The sequence below is a fragment of the Dactylosporangium sp. NPDC049140 genome, assembly GCF_040648435.1.
In genome coordinates this window covers 102,905-126,571 of record NZ_JBEZDS010000027.1, presented here as the reverse complement: position 1 = coordinate 126,571, position 23,667 = coordinate 102,905, and the positions used below count along the sequence as shown (strand labels likewise).

At 71.7% G+C, this 23,667-nt stretch carries 12 protein-coding genes; 9 read left to right on the top strand and 3 right to left on the bottom strand.

What is annotated here, in order from left to right:
• Positions 1-99 precede the first annotated feature (99 nt).
• From AB0B76_RS34840 to AB0B76_RS34830, 3 genes are all read left to right on the top strand, one after another.
• The gene (locus AB0B76_RS34840) at positions 100-1,518 is read left to right on the top strand and encodes an endo-1,4-beta-xylanase (protein WP_360383331.1); all 1,419 of its coding nucleotides are present in this window, start codon (positions 100-102) and stop codon (positions 1,516-1,518) included.
• A 542-nt stretch (positions 1,519-2,060) separates the two neighbouring features.
• Positions 2,061-8,582 carry an RHS repeat-associated core domain-containing protein gene (locus AB0B76_RS34835; protein ID WP_360383328.1) on the top strand — a complete coding sequence of 2,174 codons (6,522 nt, stop codon included), beginning with the start codon at positions 2,061-2,063 and terminating at the stop codon, positions 8,580-8,582.
• Between the two features lie 30 nt (positions 8,583-8,612).
• Positions 8,613-9,704, top strand: coding sequence for a Clp protease N-terminal domain-containing protein (locus tag AB0B76_RS34830; RefSeq protein WP_360383326.1), 1,092 nt, complete (start codon positions 8,613-8,615; stop codon positions 9,702-9,704).
• 184 nt (positions 9,705-9,888) lie between these two features.
• Here AB0B76_RS34830 and AB0B76_RS34825 read toward each other — a convergent pair whose 3' ends face one another.
• From AB0B76_RS34825 to AB0B76_RS34815, 3 genes are all read right to left on the bottom strand, one after another.
• Positions 9,889-11,598, bottom strand: a complete 1,710-nt coding sequence (locus AB0B76_RS34825) for an ABC transporter ATP-binding protein (protein ID WP_360383324.1) — start codon at positions 11,596-11,598, stop codon at positions 9,889-9,891.
• Positions 11,595-13,166, bottom strand: a complete 1,572-nt coding sequence (locus AB0B76_RS34820) for an ABC transporter ATP-binding protein (protein ID WP_360383383.1) — start codon at positions 13,164-13,166, stop codon at positions 11,595-11,597. Before AB0B76_RS34820 ends, AB0B76_RS34825 begins: the two co-directional genes overlap by 4 nt.
• Positions 13,167-13,266: 100 nt before the next feature.
• On the bottom strand, positions 13,267-14,181 hold the full coding sequence (locus AB0B76_RS34815; protein ID WP_360383322.1) for an ATP-binding protein: 915 nt from the start codon (positions 14,179-14,181) through the stop codon (positions 13,267-13,269).
• Between the two features lie 665 nt (positions 14,182-14,846).
• Between AB0B76_RS34815 and AB0B76_RS34810 the strand changes: the two genes are divergently transcribed.
• The 6 genes from AB0B76_RS34810 to AB0B76_RS34785 all read left to right on the top strand — a co-directional run bounded on the left by AB0B76_RS34810 (position 14,847) and on the right by AB0B76_RS34785 (position 23,657).
• The gene (locus AB0B76_RS34810) at positions 14,847-16,664 is read left to right on the top strand and encodes a cellulase family glycosylhydrolase (RefSeq protein ID WP_360383320.1); all 1,818 of its coding nucleotides are present in this window, start codon (positions 14,847-14,849) and stop codon (positions 16,662-16,664) included.
• A 258-nt stretch (positions 16,665-16,922) separates the two neighbouring features.
• Complete coding sequence (locus AB0B76_RS34805) at positions 16,923-18,233, top strand: extracellular solute-binding protein (RefSeq protein ID WP_360383317.1); 1,311 nt, start codon at positions 16,923-16,925, stop codon at positions 18,231-18,233.
• A gap of 81 nt (positions 18,234-18,314) precedes the next feature.
• Positions 18,315-19,277, top strand: a complete 963-nt coding sequence (locus AB0B76_RS34800) for a sugar ABC transporter permease (protein WP_360383314.1) — start codon at positions 18,315-18,317, stop codon at positions 19,275-19,277.
• Positions 19,274-20,149, top strand: coding sequence for a carbohydrate ABC transporter permease (locus tag AB0B76_RS34795; RefSeq protein ID WP_360383312.1), 876 nt, complete (start codon positions 19,274-19,276; stop codon positions 20,147-20,149). Before AB0B76_RS34800 ends, AB0B76_RS34795 begins: the two co-directional genes overlap by 4 nt.
• Positions 20,146-22,641 carry a glycoside hydrolase family 2 protein gene (locus AB0B76_RS34790; RefSeq protein WP_360383309.1) on the top strand — a complete coding sequence of 832 codons (2,496 nt, stop codon included), beginning with the start codon at positions 20,146-20,148 and terminating at the stop codon, positions 22,639-22,641. The genes AB0B76_RS34795 and AB0B76_RS34790 overlap by 4 nt, the downstream gene beginning before the upstream one ends.
• Positions 22,638-23,657, top strand: coding sequence for a LacI family DNA-binding transcriptional regulator (locus AB0B76_RS34785; RefSeq protein ID WP_360383306.1), 1,020 nt, complete (start codon positions 22,638-22,640; stop codon positions 23,655-23,657). The genes AB0B76_RS34790 and AB0B76_RS34785 overlap by 4 nt, the downstream gene beginning before the upstream one ends.
• Positions 23,658-23,667 lie beyond the last annotated feature (10 nt).

The window sequence follows — 23,667 nt, the reverse complement described above, 5'->3', positions numbered from 1 at the left end:
TTGACGCCTGTCGTGTGAGCGATAACATTCGCGAAACTCATTCGCCAGAACGCCCGTGCCGCCGCTCAGACCGCAGATCCGAGAAGGGAACCCTTCCGCATGTCGCGAATCCCTCGAGGCCGGCACAGCCGTGTGCGCCTCGCCGTCACGCTCGCCGCGGTGAGCGCGGTCGCCGCCGGCGCGGCGATCGCCCTCGCCTCCGGGGCCGACGCCGGTACCACGCTCGGCGCCTCGGCCGCGGAGAAGGGCCGGTACTTCGGTACCGCGGTCGCCGCGGGCAAGCTCAGCAACAGCCAGTACACCGGCATCCTCGATCGCGAGTTCAACATGATCACGCCGGAGAACGAGATGAAGTGGGACGCGACCGAACCGTCCCAGGGCCAGTTCCGCTACACCTCCGCCGACCAGATCGTCTCCCACGCCCAGTCCCACGGGCAGCGGATGCGCGGGCACGCCCTGCTCTGGTACCAGCAGGAGCCCGGCTGGGCCCAGAACATGTCGGGCACGGCGCTGCGCAACGCGATGATGAACCACGTCTCGACCGTCGCCGGACACTACAAGGGCAAGATCTACGCCTGGGACGTGGTGAACGAGGCCTTCGCCGACGGCGGGGGCGGCGGGCGCCGGGACTCGAACCTGCAGCGGACCGGCAACGACTGGATCGAGGTCGCGTTCCGCACCGCGCGCGCCGCCGACCCGGGCGCGAAGCTCTGCTACAACGACTACAACACGGACGGCGTCAACGCGAAGAGCACCGGCGTGTACAACATGGTGAAGGACTTCAAGGCGCGCGGCGTGCCGATCGACTGCGTCGGGTTCCAGTCGCACCTGGGCGGCCTGCCGCCGTCGGACTACCAGGCGAACCTGCAGCGCTTCGCCGACCTCGGCGTCGAGGTGCAGATCACCGAGCTGGACATCTCCGGCTCGAACCAGGCCACCGCGTACGCCAACGTGGTGAAGGCCTGCCTGGCCGTCTCGCGCTGCGCCGGCATCACCGTGTGGGGCATCCGCGACAGCGACTCGTGGCGCACGGGCGAGAACCCGCTGCTGTTCGACGGCAACGGCAACAAGAAGGCGGCGTACACCTCCGCCCTCAACGCCCTCAACGGCCCGGGCAGCACCGTGTCGACGCCGCCGGTGTCGACGCCGCCGGTGTCGACGCCGCCCGTCTCGTCGCCGCCGGTGTCGACGCCGCCCGTGTCCACGTCGCCGTCCTCGCCGGGCGGCAACGGCTGCACGGCGACCGTGTCGCTCAACCAGTGGCAGGGCGGCTTCGTGGCGACCTTGCGCGTCACCGCGGGTACCGGCGCGATCAACGGCTGGACCGTGAACCTGACCCTGCCCTCGGGCGCGGCCATCACCGGCATCTGGAACGCCAACCGCAGCGGCGACACCGGCGCGGTCCGGTTCACCAACGTGGCCTACAACGGCCAGATCGGCGCCGGGCAGTACACGGAGTTCGGCTTCCAGGCCACCGGCACCGGTTCGGGCATCACCCCGGGCTGCTCGGCCGGCTGACTTTACGCACGACGGGGCTCCGCGCCGGCTGATGGCGGGCGGCGCCGGAGGCCCGGTCCCCGTGGCCGTGCGGTTGGCAGACCGCACGGCCACGGGCTTTCCCGGCAGCGGCCGTCCGAAACGAAAGCAATCGGCATTCAAGATCGCATTGCCGGGATTGTCGGTTGCTCAGTATCTCGCGGAATCGGTCGTCACCAACGGTTATCCGCCGTGGTCGTCGCGCCAGAGTAATCTTGCGCGCGCCGATAGGTGGTCCAGCTTCCCGATTGACCCTCATCGAAGAGTCTTCGTAGGGTCCGGAGCACTGTCGTGCTGTCCAGCGGGGAGGCCGGATCGTGCAGAGCGCGCCGTGGCGTCATCGGGGGAATTCCATCGCGTTGGCCGCGCACCTGCGACGAGGGCCGGGGCGCCTGTCGCCGTTCGTGGTGGCTCTCGCGTTGGTCGCGGCGGTGCTGTCGGCCGTTGTCAATGCGAGGCCCGCAGCGGCGGCCCCGCCGGCGAAGCCCGTATGCCCGGCGGAACGGCCGGATCGGGTCGCTGCGATGATGGCGGCGCGACTGTGCGGCGGCAAGGTGGAGGTGTCCGGGGAGAAGTCCGAGACGCTGCAGTTGTGGGCGAACCCGGACGGGACGCTGACCGCGGAGAAGTCCGCCGGTCCCGTGCGGATGCGGGACGCCAAGGGCGTCTGGCGGGCCGTGGACCCGACGCTGCAGGTGGATGCGGATGGAGGCGTTTCGGCGAAGGCCCACCCGCGGGGACTCAAACTGGCCGGACAGTCCGGCGACGGCGATCATGACGTCGTCCGGCTCGGCAGCGGCGACGACGCGGTGGCGTTGCAGTGGGCGGGTCGCCTGCCCAAGCCCAAGCTGGAAGGCGCCCGGGCGACCTACAGCGATGTGCTCGACGGTGTGGACCTCGTCATCGAGTCGACCCGCGGCGGGTACGAGCAGTATTTCGTCGTCAAGACCCGGGACGCGTTGTCGCGGTCGGGAAGACTGAACCTGCGCTTCCGGGCGGCGGGGCAGACGGTCACGCCGGACGGCGCCGGCGGTCTGGTGTTCAAGGACAAGCGGGGCCGGGAGACCGGCCGGATGCCGCAGCCGTCCATGTGGGACGCGGTTGTCGGCGAACACTCCCTCGACCATCTGCATTTGGGCGAGGTCCAGCTCGCGGCGGCGCAGCGGGGCGGAAACATCGACCTGCAGCTGACGCCGGACCCGGCGTTCCTGGCGATGAAGGATCTGACCTTTCCGATCACGATCGATCCGTCGGTGACGCTGCTGTTCGACACGTTCGTGCAGACCGGGTACACGACCGACCAGTCCGGCGGCACGGAGCTCAAGCTCGGGTACTCCGACGACGGCGGTTCGTGGACGGCCCGGTCGTACCTGAACTGGGACACCGGGTTCCTGGCCGGCGCGCATGTCAACTCGGCGACGGTGAACCTGTGGGAGACGCACTCGTGGTCGTGTACGGCGGCGCAGTGGAACGTCTACACGACGTGGGGCCCGAACACGTCGACGCGGTGGACGGCGCAGCCGCCGTTGATCAGCTTGCAGGGCTCCTCGACGCAGACGAAGGGGTACAGCTCCTCGTGCAACGACGGCTGGGTGTCGGCCGACATACCGGGGTTCTTCCAGGAGGCGGCGAACAACAGCTGGGGTGCGACGGGCATGGGCCTCATCGCCGCGAACGAGTCGAATCACAACGGCTGGAAGCGCTTCTCGTCCTCGGAGGGCAGCAATCCGCCGTACGCGGTCGTGAACTTCAACGCCGTGCCGCAGGTGACCTCGCAGCAGACCGACCCCTCGACGCAGTGCGTCACGGGCAGTGGCCGGCCGTACGTGAACAAGCTGCAGCCGAAGCTGCGGGCGCAGGTGACCGATCCGGAGGGCTCGCCGGTGTCGGCGACGTTCGACTGGTGGACGACCGGCGGGTCGAAGATCGGCTCGACCACGGTGGGCCCGCAGGCGTCGGGCTCGATGTTCGAGGCGACGGTCCCGGCGGGGGCGTTCACCAACGGCGGCACGTACAGCTGGCAGGTGCGCGGCACCGACGGCGGCACGGCCGGCCCGTACACCGGCTTCTGTGAGTTCACCGTGGACACCACCGAGCCCGGTGCGCAGCCGGGTGTCTCGTCGGCGACGTTCCCGGAGAACACGTGGACCGGGTCGGTGACCGGCTACACGGCCAGCACCGCGAGCGCCGCGTTCGTGCCGGGCACCACCGTGCTGGCCCTGACCGACGATGACAACGTCGAGCAGGTCACGCTGCCGTTCCCGGTCACCTTCTACGGGCAGACGTACACGACGGCCTGGGTGGACACCAACGGCATCATGTCGTTCGAGAATCCGAGTCGTTCCCATCCCGACGACTTCGGCCAGCTGCCGAACGCGGCCGACCCGAACGGTTCCATCTACGTGTTCGGTCAGGACATCTGGATCGACACGCTGGGCAGTATGCGTACCGCAACGATCGGTACCGCACCCAACCGCACGTTCATCGTGGAGTGGAACAACTTCAAGCACTACGCCGACCAGACCAACCGTGAGAGCGCCGAGATCGTCCTCACCGAGGGCAGCACCACGGTGCGGACCAACTACACCGGCATCGACAACAACGACGCTGAGAAGGGCGGTCTGGCCCTCGTCGGAGTCGAGAACGCCACCGGCACCGCGGCGACGCAGTACTCCTACCTGACGCCCAGCCTCGCGAACAACACCCAGGTGGTCTTCACCTACAACGCCGGAACCCCGCCCGCGTCGGCCGGCACCGCGGCGAGCTTCACCTTCACCCCGTCCGGCGTCGCCGATGTGGCTTCCTATCAGTACGGCGTCGACACCAACCCACCGGCCACCGTCGTCAACGCGGCCGCGGTCGGCGGCAACGCCACGGTGACCATCACGCCCGACGCCGACGGGCCGCACACCCTCTACGTCCGCTCCCAGGACCGCGCCGGCAACCAGTCGCCGATCAAGGCGTACCAGTTCAATGTCGGCTACGGCGGCCTCACCTCGCCCAGGGCCGGCGACATCAGTGCCGGCAAGGTGTCGCTCACCGCCGCCGCCAGCCCGTCCGCGGCCGACATCACCTACCAGTGGCGGCGCGCCGACACCGACTCGTGGCAGACCATCCCGGCCGGGGACGTCGTCCTCGCCGCCGGTGGCGGCGCCGTCACCTGGCCACTGGCCAGGTCCGGCGGGCAGTTCCCGAAGCTCACCTGGAGCCTCGACACCACCGTCAACAACGCCGAGGCCGGACCCGACCCGCTCGACGGCCCGCTGCAGGTGCGCGCCCTGTTCTCGGGCGGCGCATCCGCCCCGGTGAAGATCAGCTATGACCGCAACCAGGCCAGCGCCGCGAGCAGCGACGTCGGCCCGGGGTCGGTCAACCTGCTCACCGGCAACCTCACGCTGAACGACACGGACGTCTCCGTGGACTCCTACGGCTCCGATCTCACCGTCACCCGCGCGTTCAACACGCGCCGGCCGGCGGCCACGGACAAGGCGAGCATGTACGGGCCCGGGTGGGTGTCCGGCGTCGTGGTCGCCGATGCCGAGGCGCCGTACACGAACCTGACCGTGACGGGCTCGCTGGTCCAGGTCGGCCTGCCGGGCGGTGACACGCTCGGGTTCACCGAGAGAACGACGTCGGCGTCGGCGAAGGCGTACGACTCGGAGACCGGCTTCGAGCAGCTCGCCCTCAGCTACGCCAGCGCCGGTGACGCCTACACGCTCAGCGACTACGACGGCAACGTCGTCGTGTTCACCCGTGTCGCCGGCTCGGCGGCGGGCACCTACAACCCGACGTCGGTCAGCACCCCGGGATCCGGGCAGACGACGACCATCGGCTGGGAGAAGGTGACAATCGCCGGCGCCGAGGTGATCCGGCCGACACGGACCCTGGCCCCCGTGCCGACCGGCATCACGTGCGGCACTCTCGTCAAGGGCTGCCGGGCGCTCGACTTCGCCTACGCCACCGCCACATCCGCCACCGGCACCGGGCAGGCGCAGTGGGGCGACTACACCGGGCGGGTCACCCAGATCTCCTTCACCGCCTGGGACCCCGACGCCGCGCCCGCCGCCATGCGGACCGTCGTCATGGCCCGCTACAGCTACGACAGCAACGGCCGTCTCCGCGCGGTCTGGGACCCGCGGCTGGACTGGACCGACACGTCGGTGACGCCGGCCGTGGTCCGGCACCTCGCCGACACCTACGACTACGACGCCGACGGTGTCGTGACGACCATCAGCCCCCAGGGCGGCGATGAGCCATGGCAGCTCAGCTACACCACCATCCCCGGCGACCCCGGCAAGGGCCGGCTGGCCCAGGTCAGCCGATCCGCGCTCACGGCCGGCACGGCACGGCACACGGTCGTGTACAAGGTGCCGCTCACCGGTACCGGCGCTCCCTATGACCTCTCGGCCGCGCAGACGAGCCGGTGGGGCCAGGCCGAACAACCGGTCGACGCCACCGCCCTGTTCACCCCGGCCCAGGTGCCGACCGGCAATCAGGCCACCGGGACGATGCCCGCCACCTACGACCGGGCCACCGTCACCTACCTCGACCCCAACGGACGCACCGTCGACGAGGTCAAGCCCGGCGGGTTCACCGCCGCCACCTGGTACGACGCCTACGGCCACACCGTGCGCAGCCTGACCGCCGCCAACCGCGCCCGCGCCCTGGACGCGTCGGCGTCGGACACCGCGGCGGCCGAGGCGACGCTCGCGCAGCGTCTGTCAACGGTCAACGTGTACTCAGCCGACGGCCAGGAGCTGCGCGAGACTCTCGGCCCCGAGCACGACCTCGTGCTCGGCAGCGGCGCCGTGGTCCGCGGTCGCAACCACACCGTCAACGCCTACGACCAGGGCGCCCCGAACACCGGCGGCCCGTTCCACCTGGTGACTACCAGCACCGTCACCGCCCAGTACACCGGCGCCGGGGGCACCGGCACCGACGCCGACGCGCGGACCACCACGACCGGCTACGACTGGCCCCTGCGGCAGCCGACGATCGCCACGCTCGACGCCACCGGGCTGGCGCTGGCCACCCGCACCACCTACGACGCGAACACCGGGCTGACCACCTCGACCACGGCTCCGGCCGGCGGTGCCACCACCAACACCCCGGCGACCCGCACCACCGTGTACTACCGGGCCGGTACCGGATCCGGGCAGAGCGAGTGCGACAACCACCCCGAGTGGGCCAATCTCGCCTGCCGCGTCCAGCCCGGCGGTCAAGCGGGCTCCGGACCCGAACTGCCGGTCACCGCAACGACGTACGACATCTACAACAACCCGCGCACCGTCGTGCAGAAGACCTCGGCCGGCGCGCAGCGCACCACCACGTCCACCTACGACGCCGCCGGCCGGGTGCTCACCGTGGCCGTCGCCGGCGTCGCCGGCACCGGCCAGGCCGTGCCGACCCGGCGCAACGTCTACGACGCGGCGACCGGCCGCAACACCCGTACCCAGACGCTCGACGGCTCCGGCAACGTCACCGCCGAGAACATTCGTGCCTACGACACCCTCGGCCGGACGACCGGCTACACCGACGCCGACACCAATGCCTCGGTCACGACCTACGACCTGCTCAGCCGTCCGGCGACCGTCAACGACGGCAAGGCGACCCGGACCTACACCTACGACGGCGGCGCCGAACGCCGCGGCCTCGCCACCGGCGTTGCCGACGGCCAGGCGGGCACCTTCGGCGGCACCTACGACGCCGACGGCCGCCTGACCGGCCAGACCTGGCCCAACGGCATCGTCGTGGCCACCGGCTACGACGAGACCGGCGACGAGCGCTCCATCACCTACACCAAGCCCGGCTGCGGCCAGGCCGACTGCACCCTCTACACCGAGACCGTCCGTTCATCCGCACACGGCCAGCAGCGCGACGTCACCTCCAGCCTGGCCGCCCAGCGGTACGGCTACGACAACGCCGGCCGCCTCAGCACCGTCAACGACACGGTGGCCAACGCGTGCACGACCCGCGTGTACGGCTACAACACCGCCACCGACCGCACCTCGCTGGCCACGTACAACCCCGGTAGCGGCGGGGCGTGCCAATCCACGACCGCCGCGGGTACGACGGCGTGGACCTACGACAGCGCGGACCGGCTCACCAGCACCGGCTACGTCTACGACGTCCTCGGCCGGGCCACGACCGTCCCGGCGGCCGACACGAGCAACCCGGGCGGCGGGAACCTCACCGCCGGCTACCACGTCACCGACCTGGTCCGCACCATCACGCAGGCCGGCCGGACGACCACCTACACGCTCGACGTCGGCGGCGAGCGGGTCCGCGGCTGGACCGACTCGGACGTCACCACCACCACGGCCAAGACCAACCACTACACCTCCGACGACGACCGTCCCGAATGGACGGACGAAGCGGGCGGCGCGTGGACACGCACCGTGGCCGGCGTCGGCGGCCCCGCGGCGACCACCACCACCTTCGGCGTCACCGACACCGACTGGCAGCTGGTCGACCTGCACGGCGACGTCGTGGCCACCGTGCACAACACCGACGCCGGCCTGAGCACCGTCGACGGCTCCACCGAGTTCGGCACCGAGCGGAACGCCGCAGACACCGGCAACCGCCGGTACGGCTGGCTGGGAGCCGAGCAGCGGGCCGCGGACACTCCGTCCGGCCTGGTGCTCATGGGTGTGCGCCTGTACCTGCCGACGATCGGCCGCTTCCTCTCGGTCGACCCGGTCGTCGGCGGCAGTTGTGGCGCGTATGACTACACTTGCGCCGATCCGCGCAACAACTCCGACCTCGACGGCAAGAAGAACCGTCCCGCCCGGCGGTGGGGCTGGCCCGACTGGCGGCGACCGCTCCAGCAGATCGGCAACAAGGTCGCCAGCCGCATCGGGGGGATCGTGCGGTGGGGCGTCCGGACGTCCAATCGCGTAGCGATCTGGATGCTCGGAGGCTGGTTCAGCCGCGTCATCCACGGGCTTGGATGCATGGGCAAGCACAGCACGGGCGGTAATCCGAGCGGCTGGATCGCCGCCGGGTACTTCCTCAAGGGTTTCATCACGAACAGGCCCTGCACGTGACCTCGGCAGGTCCGGCGTGACGATTGACGCATGAGAGGGTGGCCGATGGAGGTCTCCGCGACCGGGTTCGGCGGCTCCGTGTTCCAGGCCCTGCTCGGGGCCGGGCGGCGGGCCGGCCGAAAAGGGACAGGTCCGGTGACCTCCACGGCCGTCCTGGCGCACCTGGCCCGTTGGCCGGCGCCCGATGAGGCGCCCGTGGTCAATCAGGTGCGGCTCGCGCTGCGAACCGACGGTGGATGGCCGCCCGCGCCGGAGCCGGCCGGAACGTCTGCCCACGTCGGGGCGGACCGGGTCTCCGCGGTGCTGCGGGAGGCCCGATGGCGGCTGGCCGAACGGCAGCCGGTGGATCGGCCGGTCGTCGGCTGGCACCCCTCGGTCGCCGCGGCGCTCACGGCCACCATCGCCGAGGCGCGGAGCGCGGGCGTCGACCGCGCCGGCCCGAACCACCTCATGGTCGGCCTGCTCGGCACCGGCGACGAGCAGGCCCCGTTCGCGGCGTCCCTGCGTGCCGATCCGTCGTGGCGGCAGCCCGGGGAGCCCCACGTCCCGCTGGTCAACCGGCTCGACATCACCGAGGAGCTGGACGAACGCAACGGCCGCCTCCTGGCCTGGCTCGGCCGGCAACTTCGCCGCGGCCGGGCCCGGCGCACCAGGTTCGGCGGCACGCTGGCCCCGAACCTGCTCGACGAGGCGGCACGGCAGGCGGTCCGCGCCGGCAACGGCACGGTCACGCCGGCGCATCTGGTGCTCGCGGTCGCGTCGCTGCGGGCCCAGCTCGACGCCTCCGGCCGCTCGCTGCGCGCGGCCGTCGTGCCGTGGAACGCCGCCGTGGAAACGCTCGGCCGGCACGGCGTGACGCTCGAGCGGGGGGCGGCCGCACTGGCGCCGGACCCGCGGCAACCGATCCGTCCGGAGTGGACGAGCGAGGCCGAGGCGGCCGTCGAGCGGTCGGTCGCCCTGGCCGCCGCGGCCGGCGACCCGGAGGTCGGGTCGTCGCACCTGACGATCGCCGCACTCGAGCACGAGGCCGCCGCCGCGCTGCTCGCGACGATCGGCGCCGATCCGGCCGCTGTCCGCGCCGAGCTCGAGACCGGGATGGGGCGCGGTAGCAGCGGACGGTAGCGCGGCCAGGGCGTATGGATTTGCGGCCACACGGTGGTCGCGAACAACTGACGCCCCCGCGCCGGTCCTCCGGATGGCCCCGGAGGGCCAAGGGGCTGTATCGAAGTGGATGGCCGGGCTGCGGCGGACTCAGGCGCCGGCGCCTGAGCCTCGCCTCGCTCCGACCCCCACTTCGATACAGCCCCTAGCCGTGCCATTGGCGCCAGAGGCGGGCGTACGGGCCGTCGCGGGTGATCAGGTCGTCGTGGGTGCCCAGCTCGATGATCCGGCCCCCGTCCATCACCGCGATGCGGTCCGCGTCGTGGGCCGTCTGCAGGCGGTGGGCGATGGCGATCACCGTGCGGTTGTGCAGTACCGCGGCCAGGGCCCGCTCCGCCGCGCGCGCCGCGCGCGGGTCCAGCAGGGCCGTCGCCTCGTCCAGGATCACCGTGTGCGGGTCGGCGAGCAGGACGCGGGCGAGCGCCAGCTGCTGGGCCTGGGCCCCGGTCGGCGGCTGCTCGCCGAGGTCGGTGTCCAGGTCGCTCGCCCAGTCCGCGCCGACCGTGCGCAGCGCCGCGGCCAGGCGGTCGTCCGGCGCCGGCACGATCAGGTTGTCCCGGACCGTCTCGCGGAAGACGTGGTGCTCCTGGGTCACCAGGACCACCTGCCGGCGCAGCACATCCGGCGGGAGCTCGGCCACGGCGACGCCGCCGACGGTGACCGTGCCGGTGTGCGGACGGTCCACGCCGGCCAGGAGCCGGCCCAGGGTGGACTTGCCGGCCCCGGAGAGGCCGACGATCGCCAGCCGTTCGCCGGGCTGGACCGTGAGGTTCACGTCGTGCAGCACGTCCGGGCCGCCCGGGTACGCGTAGCGGACGCCCCGCACCTCGATGCGGTCGCCGTCCGGGACCGCGGTGGCCGTCACCGGGTCGGCCGGCACGACGGCCAGCCCCTCGACCCGGGCGAACGACGCGCTGCTGCTCTGCAGCTGCTCCAGCCAGATGAGGATGGTGTCCATCGGGCCGATCAGCTGGCGCAGGTACAGGGTGGCCGCGACGACCGTGCCGAGCGTCACCCGGTCGTCGCGGTAGAGCAGGCCGCCGATCAGGAGGACCAGGACGACCGGGACGTTGTAGGAGCCCTCGGCGGCCGGGAAGTACACCGACCGCAGCCGCAGGGTGGCCAACCGGCTGCGTCTGGTCCGGGCGATCGCGGCCCGGCCCACCGCCAGCCGGGAGCGGTGCAGGCGGAAGGCCTCGATGGTGCGCGCGCCGGCGGTGGTCGCGGCCAGCTCCTCCGCCAGCTCCGAGTTCGCGGCCCCCTCCTCCAGGTACGCGGTGCGCGCCCGGCGCAGGTACCAGCGGCCGGTGACCACGATCCCCGACAGCCCGAGGAGGCCGGCCAGCCCGAGCAGCGGGTCGAGCAGGAGCACCGCCGCGACCAGCAGCAGCGCCTGCATGCCGGCCACGAACACGCCGGGCAGCACGTCGCGGAGCGTGCCGGCGACCGCGTCCACGTCGCTCGTGCCGCGGGCGGCCAGGTCGCCGGGCGGGACCCGCTCGATCACCGAGGCGGGCAGGCTCAGTGCGCGGCTCAGGAAGCCCGTCCGGATGCGGGCCGCGGTGCGCTCGCCGAAGCGGTACCCGAGCAGCAGGGCCGTCCGCGCGAGGACCGTCTGGGCCAGCGCGCACAGCAGGACGGCGCCGGCCAGCAGGTCGATCCGGGCCGCGGCGCGCGGTCCGGTGACCGCATCGATCATCCGGCCCAGCAGGTAGGGCGGGCCCAGGGCGGCCACCGCCGCCAGCACGTTGAGCAGGAGCACGGCCGCCGCGGCCCGCTTGTCGGCCGCGATCAGCCGGCCGGCGGCCCGGGCGACCTGACGGGCGTCGGCGATCGGCAGCGTCGGGGCGCTCACGACGCCTCCTCGGCCGCGGCGAACGTCCGGCTCACCAGGTCGCGGTACCCGGGCTCGCGCTCCATCAGCTCGCGGTGCGTTCCCGAGGCGGCGACGCGGCCGTCGACGAGGTAGTGCACGACGTCGGCCCGGTCCAGCAGCACCGGCGACGTGGTGGACACCAGGGTGCCCCGGCCGGTGCGGGCCGCGGCCAGGCGCTCGGCGATGGCCGCCTCGGTGTGCGCGTCCACGGCCGAGGTGGGGTCGGTCGCGAGCAGCATCTCGGGCTCGGCGGCCAGGGCCCGGGCCAGCCGGACCCGCTGCCGCTGGCCGCCGGAGAGGTTCCGGCCGTCGCGTTCGACGACGTGGTCGAGCCCGGCGATGTCGGTGGCGACGGCGGCGCCGATCGCCCGGCGGATCGCGTCGTCGCCGGCCCCGGTGCGGCCCGCGACCACGTCCCGCAGCGCCCCGGCGAACAGGTGCGCGTCGTGGTCGGCGACCAGGATCCGCTCGCGTACCGCCGGCTTGGCGACGTCGGCGATCCGGTACTGGCCCCAGGCGGCGGCGGTCTCGGCGAACCGGCCGAGCCGGTCGATGATCACGGCCCCGTCGTGGGGGCGGCCCGAGGCCAGCATGGTCAGCCGGCCCGGCTCGGCGACCACGCCGGACTCCGGGTCGCGCAGGGCCGCCGGGCCGGGCGGGGCGGCGCCGTGGCCCGGCTCCTCGACGGGCAGCCGGAGGAACCCGATGATCCGCCGGGCCGCGATCACCCCGCGGCTGACGTCGCCCGCACTGAAGATCAGCATCCAGGTGGGTACCACGAGGATCGCCACATACCCGTAGACCGCGACCAGTTCGCCGACGGTGAGCTCGCCGCGGACCGTCAGCCGCGCCGCCAGCCAGGTCACCGCGGCCAGGAAGATCGTCGGCAGGCCGTCGCCCAGCGCGGTGATCCAGCTCAGGGGGGCGCCCATCCGGTACCCCTCGGCCCGGACGGCCTCCGACTGGGCGGCGTAGCGCTGCCGGTGCGCGTCCTTGCCGCCGAGGCCGTTGAGGATGCGCAGGCCGCCGAGCACGTCGACCAGCCGCGCGGCCAGCCGGCCCTGCCGCTCGCGGTACTCCCCGCCGGAGGTGTTGAGCCGGCGCAGCAGCGGTCCGAGCAGCGTCGCGAGCACGACGACCCCGGCCGCCACGACCAGGGCGATCATCCCGGACACCCGGATGAGCAGCGTCATCACGACCACGTAGGCGACGATCCCGCCCACGCCGGGCCCGGTCACGGTCAGCGCCCGCGCGACCAGCCACACGTCGCCGATGCCGATGGTCACCACCTCGCCGGCGGTGATCCGGCGGGGGAGCGCGGCCCCGAGCGCCACCCCGTGGGCCATGACCGCGTCAGCCGTGCGCAGCGCGCCGTCCAGCCGGATCTTGGTCATGGTCCGGTGCCGGAGGATGCCGAGCACCGCGTTCGCCACCCCCACCACGAAGATCGCGCCGGCCCAGGCGACCAGCGGGCCGGTCTGCCGCGGGCGCAGGCCGCGGTCGATCGCCTGGGAGATCAGGTACGGCGTGATCGCCAGGCTGATCATCCAGAGCGAGCTCCACAGCGCGCCCAGCGCGGCCCTTCGCTTCTGCTGCCACACCAACCATCCCAGGTACTGTCCCGGCCCCCGTGTCCGCATATGTTCATCATCGCCGATGAGCCGCGGTGTCGAGGGACGGCCAGCGGTGCGCGGCCCACTCGGGCCAGCCGGGCCAGCCCGGCGGCGGCGTCGGAACCGGTGCGTCGTACCGCAGCTCGGCGGCGTCGGGCGCCTGGAACAGGGTCCGCCACCGGTCGAGGTCGGCCTCGATCATGGGGAACGTCGTGTGGGGTGCGGTCGCCTGGCGGTGGGCGATCCGGGCGCGCTGGACGTCCCGGTCGACGGGCAGGTAGATCACGCGGCTGGACGCCCCGGCCGTGGCCGCCAGCCGGCGCAGCGCCGACCGTTCGTCGCGGCTCCAGAGCCCGAAGTCGAGCACCACGCTGGTCCCCAGCCGCAGCGCCTGCAGGGCCACCGTGATGAGCCGCCCCTCCAGCACGTCACGTTTGCCGCCGGCCTCGGGCTCGCCGAACAGCGGGATCATCCACTCGTCCGGGGTCAGCCGCAGCGCGCGGTGTGCCACGGCCAGCTCCGCGGCCCGGGTGGACTTGCCGGCGCCGGGCAGCCCGACCATCAGGAGCAGTTCGGGTTTCGCGGTACCCTCGGCCAGGTTGTCGGCCATCGCGAGAAACGGGCCCGGCCGACCGAGGCGCTCCAGCAGCAGGGCCCGGCGCGGCACGTCGTGGCGGACCAGCCGGGCGTACGGGTCGCCGCCGGCGAGCTGAAGGGCCTGCAACTGCCTGTCGAAATCGCTCCCCGGGATCGAGACCCCGAGGACGGCGGGCGTGCCGTCGTGCGTGGTCGCCTCGGCGACGTAGGCGGTCCGACCGCCGTCGAGCCGGGCGCCGAGGGTGATCGACCACTCGGCGGCGAGGCCGGCGAGCAGGCGGGGAAGCCCGGCCAGCCAGGCCTCCCCGGCGGGCCCCAGCGCGCGCAGCGACAGCGCGACGCGCTCGGACACGGTGACTGATGGCAATACCGACACAGATCTGCTCCCCGGATCACAGCAGGACCCGGCAGCACAGCGAGACACGCGAGTCGGCTGCCGGAGGACACTGATCCGGCGGTACGCCTGACCGACCCGGCGGGCCGGTCACGAGGCCGCGGTTACACCAACCGCGATACCGCCGCTAAGCGGCGGCGCGGATGTTCATGGCGGCGGAGCAACCCATGCCGTAACAATACCCGACACCGCGGACCGGCCCACCGATGCCGGCCACGTCATGGGACGCGGTGGGAGGCACTCAGCGACCGCGCCCGCACGCCGGCGGAGGATCGCGAATGGGCAGTGCTGCAATGGTCGGCCGACTTCGCCGATCACGGCACCGCGCTGCGGAGCCGACGACGAGAACGGCACGTTCAACGACGTCACTCCGAGCCATGTCGCCGGCGCCGCTCGGCTGGTCACCGACGGTGCGGCACCCGGCCCGGCGGCCGGGGTGTCCAGGATGTGGCTTAAAAGGTTAACGACCCCGGCGCCGGTAATTTTCACGCGGCCTCCCAGGCTTTCTCCCGGTAGACGGCGCCGATCGGCCCGGTCGGAAACGCGCTGTTGACTTAAATGTTTAAGGTCTCCACGTTCCTAGGCACGTCCATCGACGCAGACCTCAGGAACGAGGAGACCACATGAGTCACCGAAGGGCCCTGCTGGCGTCCGCCGCCGCCGGCGTGCTGGTGCTGGGCGGCGCGGCGTACGCGGCGTTACCGGCGTCGGCCGCGGCGGCCGGCTGCTCGGTCACCTACCAGAATCTCAACACGTGGCAATCGTCGCCCACGTCGGGCGGCTTCACCACCAGCCTGGCCGTCACCAACCTCGGCGATCCGGTCAGCCACTGGACGCTGACGTTCACGCTGCCGGCCGGGCAGACCCGCACCAGCGGCTGGAACGCCACCTTCACCGGCAGCACCGCGGTCACCGCCACCGACGCGGGCTGGAACGGCGCCATCGGCACCGGCGCCACCAACACCACCGTCGGGCTGCAGGGCGAGTGGACCCGCTCGGCGGGCGGCTCCGCCCCGCCCAGCCCGTTCCCGCAGCCGACGAACTTCGCGCTCAACGGGGTGGCCTGCACCGGCAGCACGACCAGTCCGAGCCCGTCGGTCAGCGCGAGCAGTTCGTCCGGCGGCAACCGGGCGCCGACGGTGAGCCTGACCAGCCCGACCGCCGGGCAGACCTACACCGCGCCGGCCACCGTCAACTTCGCGGCAACCGCGAGCGACGCCGACGGTACCGTGGCCAGGGTCGACTTCCTCAACGGCTCCACGGTCGTCGGGTCGGACACCACCGCGCCGTACACGTATTCGTGGGGCGGCGTGGCGGCCGGCACGTATTCGGTCGGCGCCCGGGCGGTGGACAACGCCGGTGCGACCACGACCACCACCCCGATCTCGATCAGGGTCAACCCGTCCGGCGGGGGCGGGGCCGCCCCGGCCCTGCACGTGTCGGGCAACAAGCTGCTCACCGCGTCCGGGGCCACGTACCGGCTGCTGGGCGTGAACCGGGCCAGTTCCGAGTTCGCCTGCGTGCAGGGCAAGGGCATGTGGGACAGCCCGACGCCGGACCAGGCCAGTGTCGACGCCATGAAGGCGTGGAACATCCACGCGGTGCGGATCCCGCTCAACGAGGACTGCTGGCTCGGCACGTTCGGCACGCCCAGCGGCGCCACCTACCAGCAGGCCGTCAAGGACTACGTCGACCTGCTCGTGGCCAACGGCATCAACCCGATCGTGGAGATGCACTGGAACCACGGGGTGTACACCGGCAACGCATCGGCCTGCTCGGACGCCAACGCCACATGCCAGAAGCCGATGCCGGACGCGCAGTACGCGCCGACATTCTGGACCCAGGTGGCCACCGCGTTCAAGGGTAACAACGCGGTCGTGTTCGACCTGTTCAACGAGCCCTACCCGGACGCGGCCAACAACTTCCAGGACGCCACGGCGGCGTGGAAGTGCCTGCGCGACGGCGGCACCTGCACCGGCATCACCTACCAGGTCGCCGGCACGCAGAGCCTGGTCAACGCGGTCCGGGCGACCGGCGCCACAAACGTCATCATGTCGGCCGGGCTGACCTGGACCAACGACCTGACGCAGTGGCTGACGTACAAGCCCACCGACTCCACCGGCAACCTGATGGCGTCGTGGCACTCGTACAACTTCAACGGCTGCATCACCGTGACCTGCTGGGACAGCCAGATCGGCACGGTCGCCGCTCAGGTGCCCGTGGTGGCCGGCGAGATCGGCCAGAACACCTGCGCGCACGACTACATCGACCAGGTGATGACCTGGGCCGACGCGCACGGCGTGGGCTACCTGGCCTGGACCTGGAACCCGTGGGGCGTGTGCAACAGCAACGGCAACGTGCTCATCACGGACTACAACGGCACCCCGACGAGCACCTTCGGGGAGGGCTTCAAGGCACATCTGCTGACCCAGAACCCGTAGCGACGCCGTTCGGTTTCGAGCCGGGCCGTGGCAGCCGATGCCGCGGCCCGGCCTTCACATTGCGCAAAAGCGCTTCAGTAGATTCAAGATCGAATATGACGAGCATGTAACGAATGAATGTCGGCATCCATCGAGATGCTTGACTGTACCGTGGTGAGCGGCTTAGTTTCCTCGAACTGACCTTGCGCGACTCGTCGGCGCTCTGAACTTAAACATTTAAGCCCACGCGATCACTGCTGACCCTCCGGGAGATGGCGCATGAAGAAGCGATCGGCGGCCGTGCTGGCCGTGGCGTTGCTGTTGTCGGTGGCGGGCTGCTCGGGCGCAGCCGGCGGCGGCGGTTCGGCCGCGGCCCCGACCGACCCGGCCCAGGTGAGCGGCGACATCACCGTGCTCACCCACAAGACCGACCTGGCGGCCGACGGCACCCTGGACAAGTACGCGGCCGAGTTCAACAAGATCTACCCCAACGTGCACGTCAAGTTCGAGGCGATCGTCGCCTACGAGACCGACGTCAAGGTCCGGATGAACAGCGACGACTACGGCGACGTGCTCATGATCCCGGGCGCGGTGCCGGTGCCGGACTACCCGAAGTTCTTCGCCCCGCTGGGCGACCCGGCCGCGCTCAGCCAGAAGTACCGCTTCGTCGACAAGACCACGTACAACGGGCAGGCCTACGGCATCGCAACCAACGGCAACGCCAACGGCCTGGTCTACAACAAGGCGGTCTGGCAGCAGGCCGGGATCACCAAGTGGCCGGCCACCCTTGACGAGTTCCGCGCCGACCTCGCGGCGATCAAGTCGAAGACCTCGGCGACGCCGCTCTACACGATCTACCACGAGGGCTGGCCGATGACGGCCTGGCAGTTCAACCTCGGCTCGAACAGCTGCGACACCAAGGCCAACGACAACCTCGCCACCGACACCGCGCCGTGGGCCTCCGGCAAGGAGCTGAACCAGATCGACTCCCTGCTCTACAACGTGGTGCACGACAAGCTGGTCGAGGCCGACCCCACCACGACGGCCTGGGACGGCGGCGCCAAGAGCGGCATCGCCACCGGGAAGATCGGCACGCTGATGCTGGCGTCCTGGGCGATCTCGCAGATGAAGTCGGCCGCGAAGAAGGCGGGCAAGGACCCGGCGGACATCGGCTTCATGCCGTGGCCGGCGCAGGTCAGCGGGCACTACTGCTCGATCGTCCAGCCGGACTACGCGCAGGCGGTCAGCATCCACTCCAAGCACAAGGAGGCGGCCCGGGCCTGGGTCGACTGGTTCGTCGACAAGAGCACCTTCGCCCAGGACGAGGCGCTGCTGCCGACGCTCAAGAGCGGTGCGCTGCCGCCGGAGCTCAAGGCGTACCAGGACGCGGGCGTGCAGTTCATCGAGCTGAGCCAGGAGAAGAACCCCCAGGTCTCGAAGATCGACAACGAGTCCGAAATCGGCCTGAACAAGCCCGACTACCGCCAGAAGATCGTCGACCTGGGACGCGGTGCGGCCGCCGGCACCCTGGACGCCTACTTCGCCGACCTGAACAAGAAATGGGCCGCCGGGATCAAGTCGGCCGGCTGAGTCGCCGGGCGTGGCCGGACCCTCGGTGGCGGGCCCCGCCCGCCGCCCCTGCCGCGACACCGACACGATGAGCGAGGCGACATGATCGATCGACCGGACACCACCACCGCGACGCCCGCCCGCCCCGCCGTCCCAGCGCCGGCCGGCCCCCCGCCCGAGGCGGTGCCGGACGCCGGGCGCCGCCGGCTCAGCCGGCTCACGCCGTGGCTGTTCCTGGCCGTACCCCTGGCGTTCCTGCTGACGTTCACCTATGCGCCGGTCGGGAACCTGGTCTTCTACAGCCTGACCAAATGGGACGGCATCAGCCCCGACATGCCGTTCGTGGGGCAGGACAACTACGTCGAGCTCTTCTCCCGGCCGGACCTGTTCCAGGTCTTCTTCGTCAGCGGCTTCTACCTGGCCTCCGGCGTCGTGCAGATGGTGCTGGCCCTGTACTTCGCCACCGTCCTGAGCTTCAACGTGCGGTTCCGCAACTTCTTCAAGGGTGTCCTGTTCTTCCCGTACCTCATCAACGGCGTGGCGATCGGGTTCGTGTTCCTCTACTTCTTCCAGCCCGGCGGCACCCTCGACTCCGTGCTGCGCCTCGTCGGCGTGCACGGCCAGCACCTGTGGCTCGGCGACCCCGACCTGGTCAACTGGTCGCTCGCCTCGGTGTCGCTGTGGCGGTACCTGGGCCTGAACTTCGTGCTGTTCCTCGGCGCGATCCAGTCCATCCCGGGCGAGATCTACGAGGCCGCGGAGATGGACGGCGCCAACCGCTGGCACCAGGTCAGGCACCTGATCCTGCCCGGCATCCGGCCGGTGATCGGCCTGAGCGCGATCCTCGTGGTCTCCGGCTCGCTGTCGGTGTTCGAGATCCCGTACATCATGACCACCGGCGCCAACGGCAGCACGACATTCGTCATCCAGACCGTCAAGCTGGCATTCCAGTTCAACAAGGTGGGCCTGGCCTCGGCGGCCGCCGTCGTGCTGCTGCTCATCGTCATGCTGGTGACCTGGATCCAGCGGCGCCTCGTCCCCGACGAAGGAGTTGACCTGGTATGACGGTCCAGGCGTTCGCCCGGCGGCGGCGCATCCCAGGCCCGCGCGGGATCGCGGCTCGCAGCGCCGTCGCCGCCAAGTACCTCTCGCTGATCGTCGCGGCGGCGGTGACCCTGCTACCGCTGGTGGTCGTGTTCACCACGTCGCTCAAGACCGAGCGCGAGTCGGCCAACGGCGGACCGCTGGACCTGCCGCACGACTGGCTCAACCTGCACAACTACACCTTCGCGTTCACGCAGGGCCACATGCTCACCGCGTTCGTCAACACGACGGTGATCCTGGTGGTCTCGGTCCTGGGCACGGTCGTCATCGGCTCCATGACCGCGTACGCGATCGACCGGTTCCGGTTCCGGTTCCGCCGCGTGGTGATCGCCCTGTTCCTCTTCGCGGCGCTGGTCCCCGGCGTCACGACCCAGGTCGCGACGTTCCAGGTGGTCAACTCCTTCGGCATCTTCAACACCCGGTGGGCGCCGATCGCGCTGTACACGGGCACCGACATCGTGTCGATCATCATCTTCATCCAGTTCATGCGGGTCATCCCCGTGTCGCTGGACGAGGCGGCCCGCCTCGACGGGGCGTCGTCGTTGCGCATCTACCGCAGCGTGATCCTGCCGCTGCTCAAGCCGGCCATCGCCACCGTCGTCATCGTCAAGGGTGTCGTCATCTACAACGACTTCTACGTCCCGTTCCTGTACATGCCCTCATCCGACCTCGCCGTCATCTCCACGTCACTGTTCCGGTTCAAGGGCCCGTACGGCGCCCACTGGGAGGTCATCTGCGCCGGCGCGGTCCTCGTCATCCTTCCTACCCTGGTGGTGTTCCTCCTGCTGCAACGGTTCATCTACAACGGCTTCACGATGGGTGCCACCAAGTGACGCGGGTCAGCGTGCACGACGGCTGGACGGTGCGCGCCGTCGGCGGCGACGCGCCTGCGCACGTGGCGGGCGTGCGGATACCGGCCACCGTGCCCGGGTGCGTGCACCTCGACCTGCTCGCCGCCGGCCTCATCCCCGACCCGTACCTCGACGAGAACGAACGGCTGCTGGCCTGGATCGGCCGCGTGGACTGGCGCTACGAGACCGTGTTCCAGTGGGAAGGCGCCGGCGATGAGGACGAGATCGACCTCGTCGCGCTCGGCCTGGACACCGCCGCCGAGATCGAGCTCAACGGCGCTGTGCTCGGCCGAGTCCGCAACATGCACCGCAGCCACCGCTTCCCGGTGGCGCCCCTGCTGCACCGCGGGGACAACACGCTCACGGTGACGTTCACGGGCGCGCTGAGCGCCGCCGAGCGGGCCGCCGCCGAGCTGGGCCCGCGGCCGCATGTGAACCGGCACCCGTTCAACGCCCTGCGCAAGATGGCCTGCGACTACGGCTGGGACTGGGGCCCGGAGACCACCACCGTGGGCATCTGGCGCCCGATCCTCCTGGAGTCCTGGCGGGTGGCCGGCATCGCCGGCGTCCGGCCCCTGGTCGGCGTCGATGGCGACACCGGCGTGCTCCGCGCGCACGTGGACCTGCGGTGGGCCCCGGGGCGGCACGGTCCGCTGCGGCTGGACGTCGAAGTCGGCGACGTGAGGGCGCAGACGTGGGTGGCGGCCGGCCAGCAGGAGGCCGTGGTCGAGCTGCGGGTGCCCAACGCCCGGATCTGGTGGCCCCGCGGGTACGGCGACCAGCCGCTCTACGGCATCGCGGTACGACTCGACGGCGAGCAGTGGAGCGGCCGGATCGGGTTCCGCACTGTCGCCCTGGACACCACGCCGGACGCCGGCGGCACGCCCTTCACGCTGGTCGTCAACGGCGAGCGGATCTTCGCCCGCGGGGTCAACTGGATCCCGGCCGACTGCTTCCCCGCCCGGGTCGGCCGCTCCCGGTACGAGCAGCGGCTGACCCAGGCCCGCGACGCCAACGTCAACCTGGTGCGGATCTGGGGCGGCGGCATCTACGAGAGCGACAACTTCTACGACGTCTGCGACGAGCTGGGCCTGCTGGTGTGGCAGGATTTCCTCTTCGCCTGCGCCGCATACGCCGAGGAGGAGCCGCTGCGCGGCGAGGTCGAGGCGGAGGCCCGCGAGGCGGTGACCCGGCTGAGCCCCCACCCCAGCCTGGTGCTGTGGAACGGCGGCAACGAGAACATCTGGGGCTACCACGACTGGGGCTGGCCGGACGAGCTGGACGGGCGCACCTGGGGCTGGGGGTACTACACGCAGATCCTCCCGGCGATCGTCGCCGAGCTCGACCCGACCCGGCCCTACTCGCCCGGCTCGCCGCACTCGCCGGACCCGGCGCGGCACCCGAACGAGCCGGAGCACGGCACCATGCACATCTGGGACGTGTGGAACACCGACGACTACACCGGGTACCGACGCTACGCACCCCGGTTCGTCGCCGAGTTCGGTTTCCAGGGCCCGCCCGCCTGGGCCACGCTCACCCGGGCCGTGCACGACGAGCCCCTCCGGCCCGACTCGCCCGGCATCCTGCTGCACCAGAAGGCCGACGACGGCAACAGCAAGCTGGCCCGCGGCCTGGCCGGCCACCTGCCGCCGCCGGCCACGTTCGAGGACTGGCACTGGGCGACCTCGCTCAACCAGGCGCGCGCGATCACGCTCGGCGTCGAGCACCTGCGCTCCCTCGCGCCGCTGTGCATGGGCGCGGTGGTCTGGCAGCTCAACGACGTGTGGCCGGCAATCTCATGGTCGGCGGTGGACGGCGACGGGCGGTGCAAGCCGCTGTGGTACGCGCTGCGGCGCAGCTTCCGCGACCGGCTGCTGACCGTGCAGCCGCGCGACGGCGGGCTCGCGCTGGTAGCGGTAAACGACAGCGAGCGGCCGTGGCGGGCGGACGTCCCGGTGAGCCGGCGCGACCTCGGGGGCGCTGCGCTGGCCGAGGTCACCGTGCCGGTCGACGTCCCCGCCCGGGGCACGCTGACCGTGCCGCTGCCGCCGGCGGTCGCGGGGGCCGGCGACCCGGCACGCGAGATCGTCGTGGCCGGGACCGGCCCGGACCGGGCCTTCTGGCATTTCGCCGAGGATGTCGCCGCGGCGCTGCCCGAGCCGCGGCTGTCGGCCCGGGCCGAGCCGCTCGTGCCGGCCGGGCCGACGGGGCCGACAGGGTACCTTTTGACGGTGACCGCAGGCACGTTCGTCCGCGACCTGACCGTGCTCGCCGACCGGGTGGCGGGCGACGCGCACGTGGACAAGGCGCTGGTGACGCTGCTGCCGGGGGAGACCGCGACGTTCGAGATCCGCACCACGGCGGTGGTCGAGCCGGAGGCGTTCCTCGACCCGCTGGTGCTGCGCAGCGCCAACCAGCTGGTCACCCAGCCCGACCGGGTCGAGGCCCTCGACACCGCCGGGGGCGGCCGGTGAAGCGGCCGACAATCGGCGAGATCGCGACCCGCGCCGGCGTGTCCATCGGCGCCGTGTCGTACGCGCTCAACGGCCGGCCCGGGGTGTCCCCGGAGACCCGCAAGCGCATCCTGGACATCGCGAATGAGATCGGCTGGCGGCCGAGCGTGGCGGCCCGGTCGCTGTCGGGGTCCCGGGCGCACAGCGTCGGGCTGGTCCTGGCCCGCCCGGCCGACACGCTCGGCGTCGAGCCGTTCTTCATGCGGTTCATCGCCGGGCTCGAGCGCGAGCTGTCCGGCCGGCGCATCGGGCTGCTCCTGCAGATCGTCGAGGACCACGACGCCGCGATCGAGGCGATGCGGCTGTGCTGGGCCGAGCGGCGCGTCGACGGCATGGTGGTTACCGACCTGTGGTCGCAGGACTCGCGGATCGCGGTGCTGGAGGAGCTGCAGATGCCCGCGGTGCTCGTCGGCCGCCCCCGCGGCGACACGAAGCTGCCGGCGGTGCAGACCGACGACTCGGCGGCGGTGGTGTCGGCGGTCGACTACCTGGTGGCGCTGGGCCACCGCCGCATCGCCCGGGTCGCCGGCCTGCCCGTCCTGCACCACACCCAGGTGCGCATCGAGGCGTTCCGCGAGGCGGTGCTCGGCCACGGCCTCGGCGAGCCGCTGGTCGCCGAGACCGACTACACGTGGGAGGAGGGCGCCCGGGCCACCCGGGCGCTGCTGTCCCGGCGGGAACGGCCGACGGCCATCATGTACGACAACGACCTGATGGCCGTCGCCGCGCTCAACGTGGCGCAGGAGATGGGCGTCGCGGTGCCGGGCGAGCTGTCCATCGTGGCCGGCGACGACTCCCAGCTGTGCGTGCTGGTCCGCCCGGCCCTCACGGCGCTGTCATGGGACATCCAGGCGTACGGCGCTCACACCGCCCGCGTCCTGCTGGACGTCATCGACGGCCGGTCCCCAGACTCGCATCGGGAACGCGCCGCCCGCCTGGTGGTGCGGGGGAGCACCGGCTCGCCGCGGGCCTCCTGAGCGGCGCCGG

Excerpts from the sequence above, each read along its gene's own strand:
- AB0B76_RS34840 (WP_360383331.1), top strand. The coding sequence starts at position 100 with ATGTCGCGAATCCCTCGAGGCCGGCACAGCCGTGTGCGCCTCGCCGTC.
- AB0B76_RS34835 (WP_360383328.1), top strand. The coding sequence starts at position 2,061 with ATGATGGCGGCGCGACTGTGCGGCGGCAAGGTGGAGGTGTCCGGGGAG.
- AB0B76_RS34830 (WP_360383326.1), top strand. The coding sequence starts at position 8,613 with ATGAGAGGGTGGCCGATGGAGGTCTCCGCGACCGGGTTCGGCGGCTCC.
- AB0B76_RS34820 (WP_360383383.1), bottom strand. The coding sequence starts at position 13,166 with ATGATCAGCCTGGCGATCACGCCGTACCTGATCTCCCAGGCGATCGAC.
- AB0B76_RS34810 (WP_360383320.1), top strand. The coding sequence starts at position 14,847 with ATGAGTCACCGAAGGGCCCTGCTGGCGTCCGCCGCCGCCGGCGTGCTG.
- AB0B76_RS34805 (WP_360383317.1), top strand. The coding sequence starts at position 16,923 with ATGAAGAAGCGATCGGCGGCCGTGCTGGCCGTGGCGTTGCTGTTGTCG.
- AB0B76_RS34800 (WP_360383314.1), top strand. The coding sequence starts at position 18,315 with ATGATCGATCGACCGGACACCACCACCGCGACGCCCGCCCGCCCCGCC.
- AB0B76_RS34795 (WP_360383312.1), top strand. The coding sequence starts at position 19,274 with ATGACGGTCCAGGCGTTCGCCCGGCGGCGGCGCATCCCAGGCCCGCGC.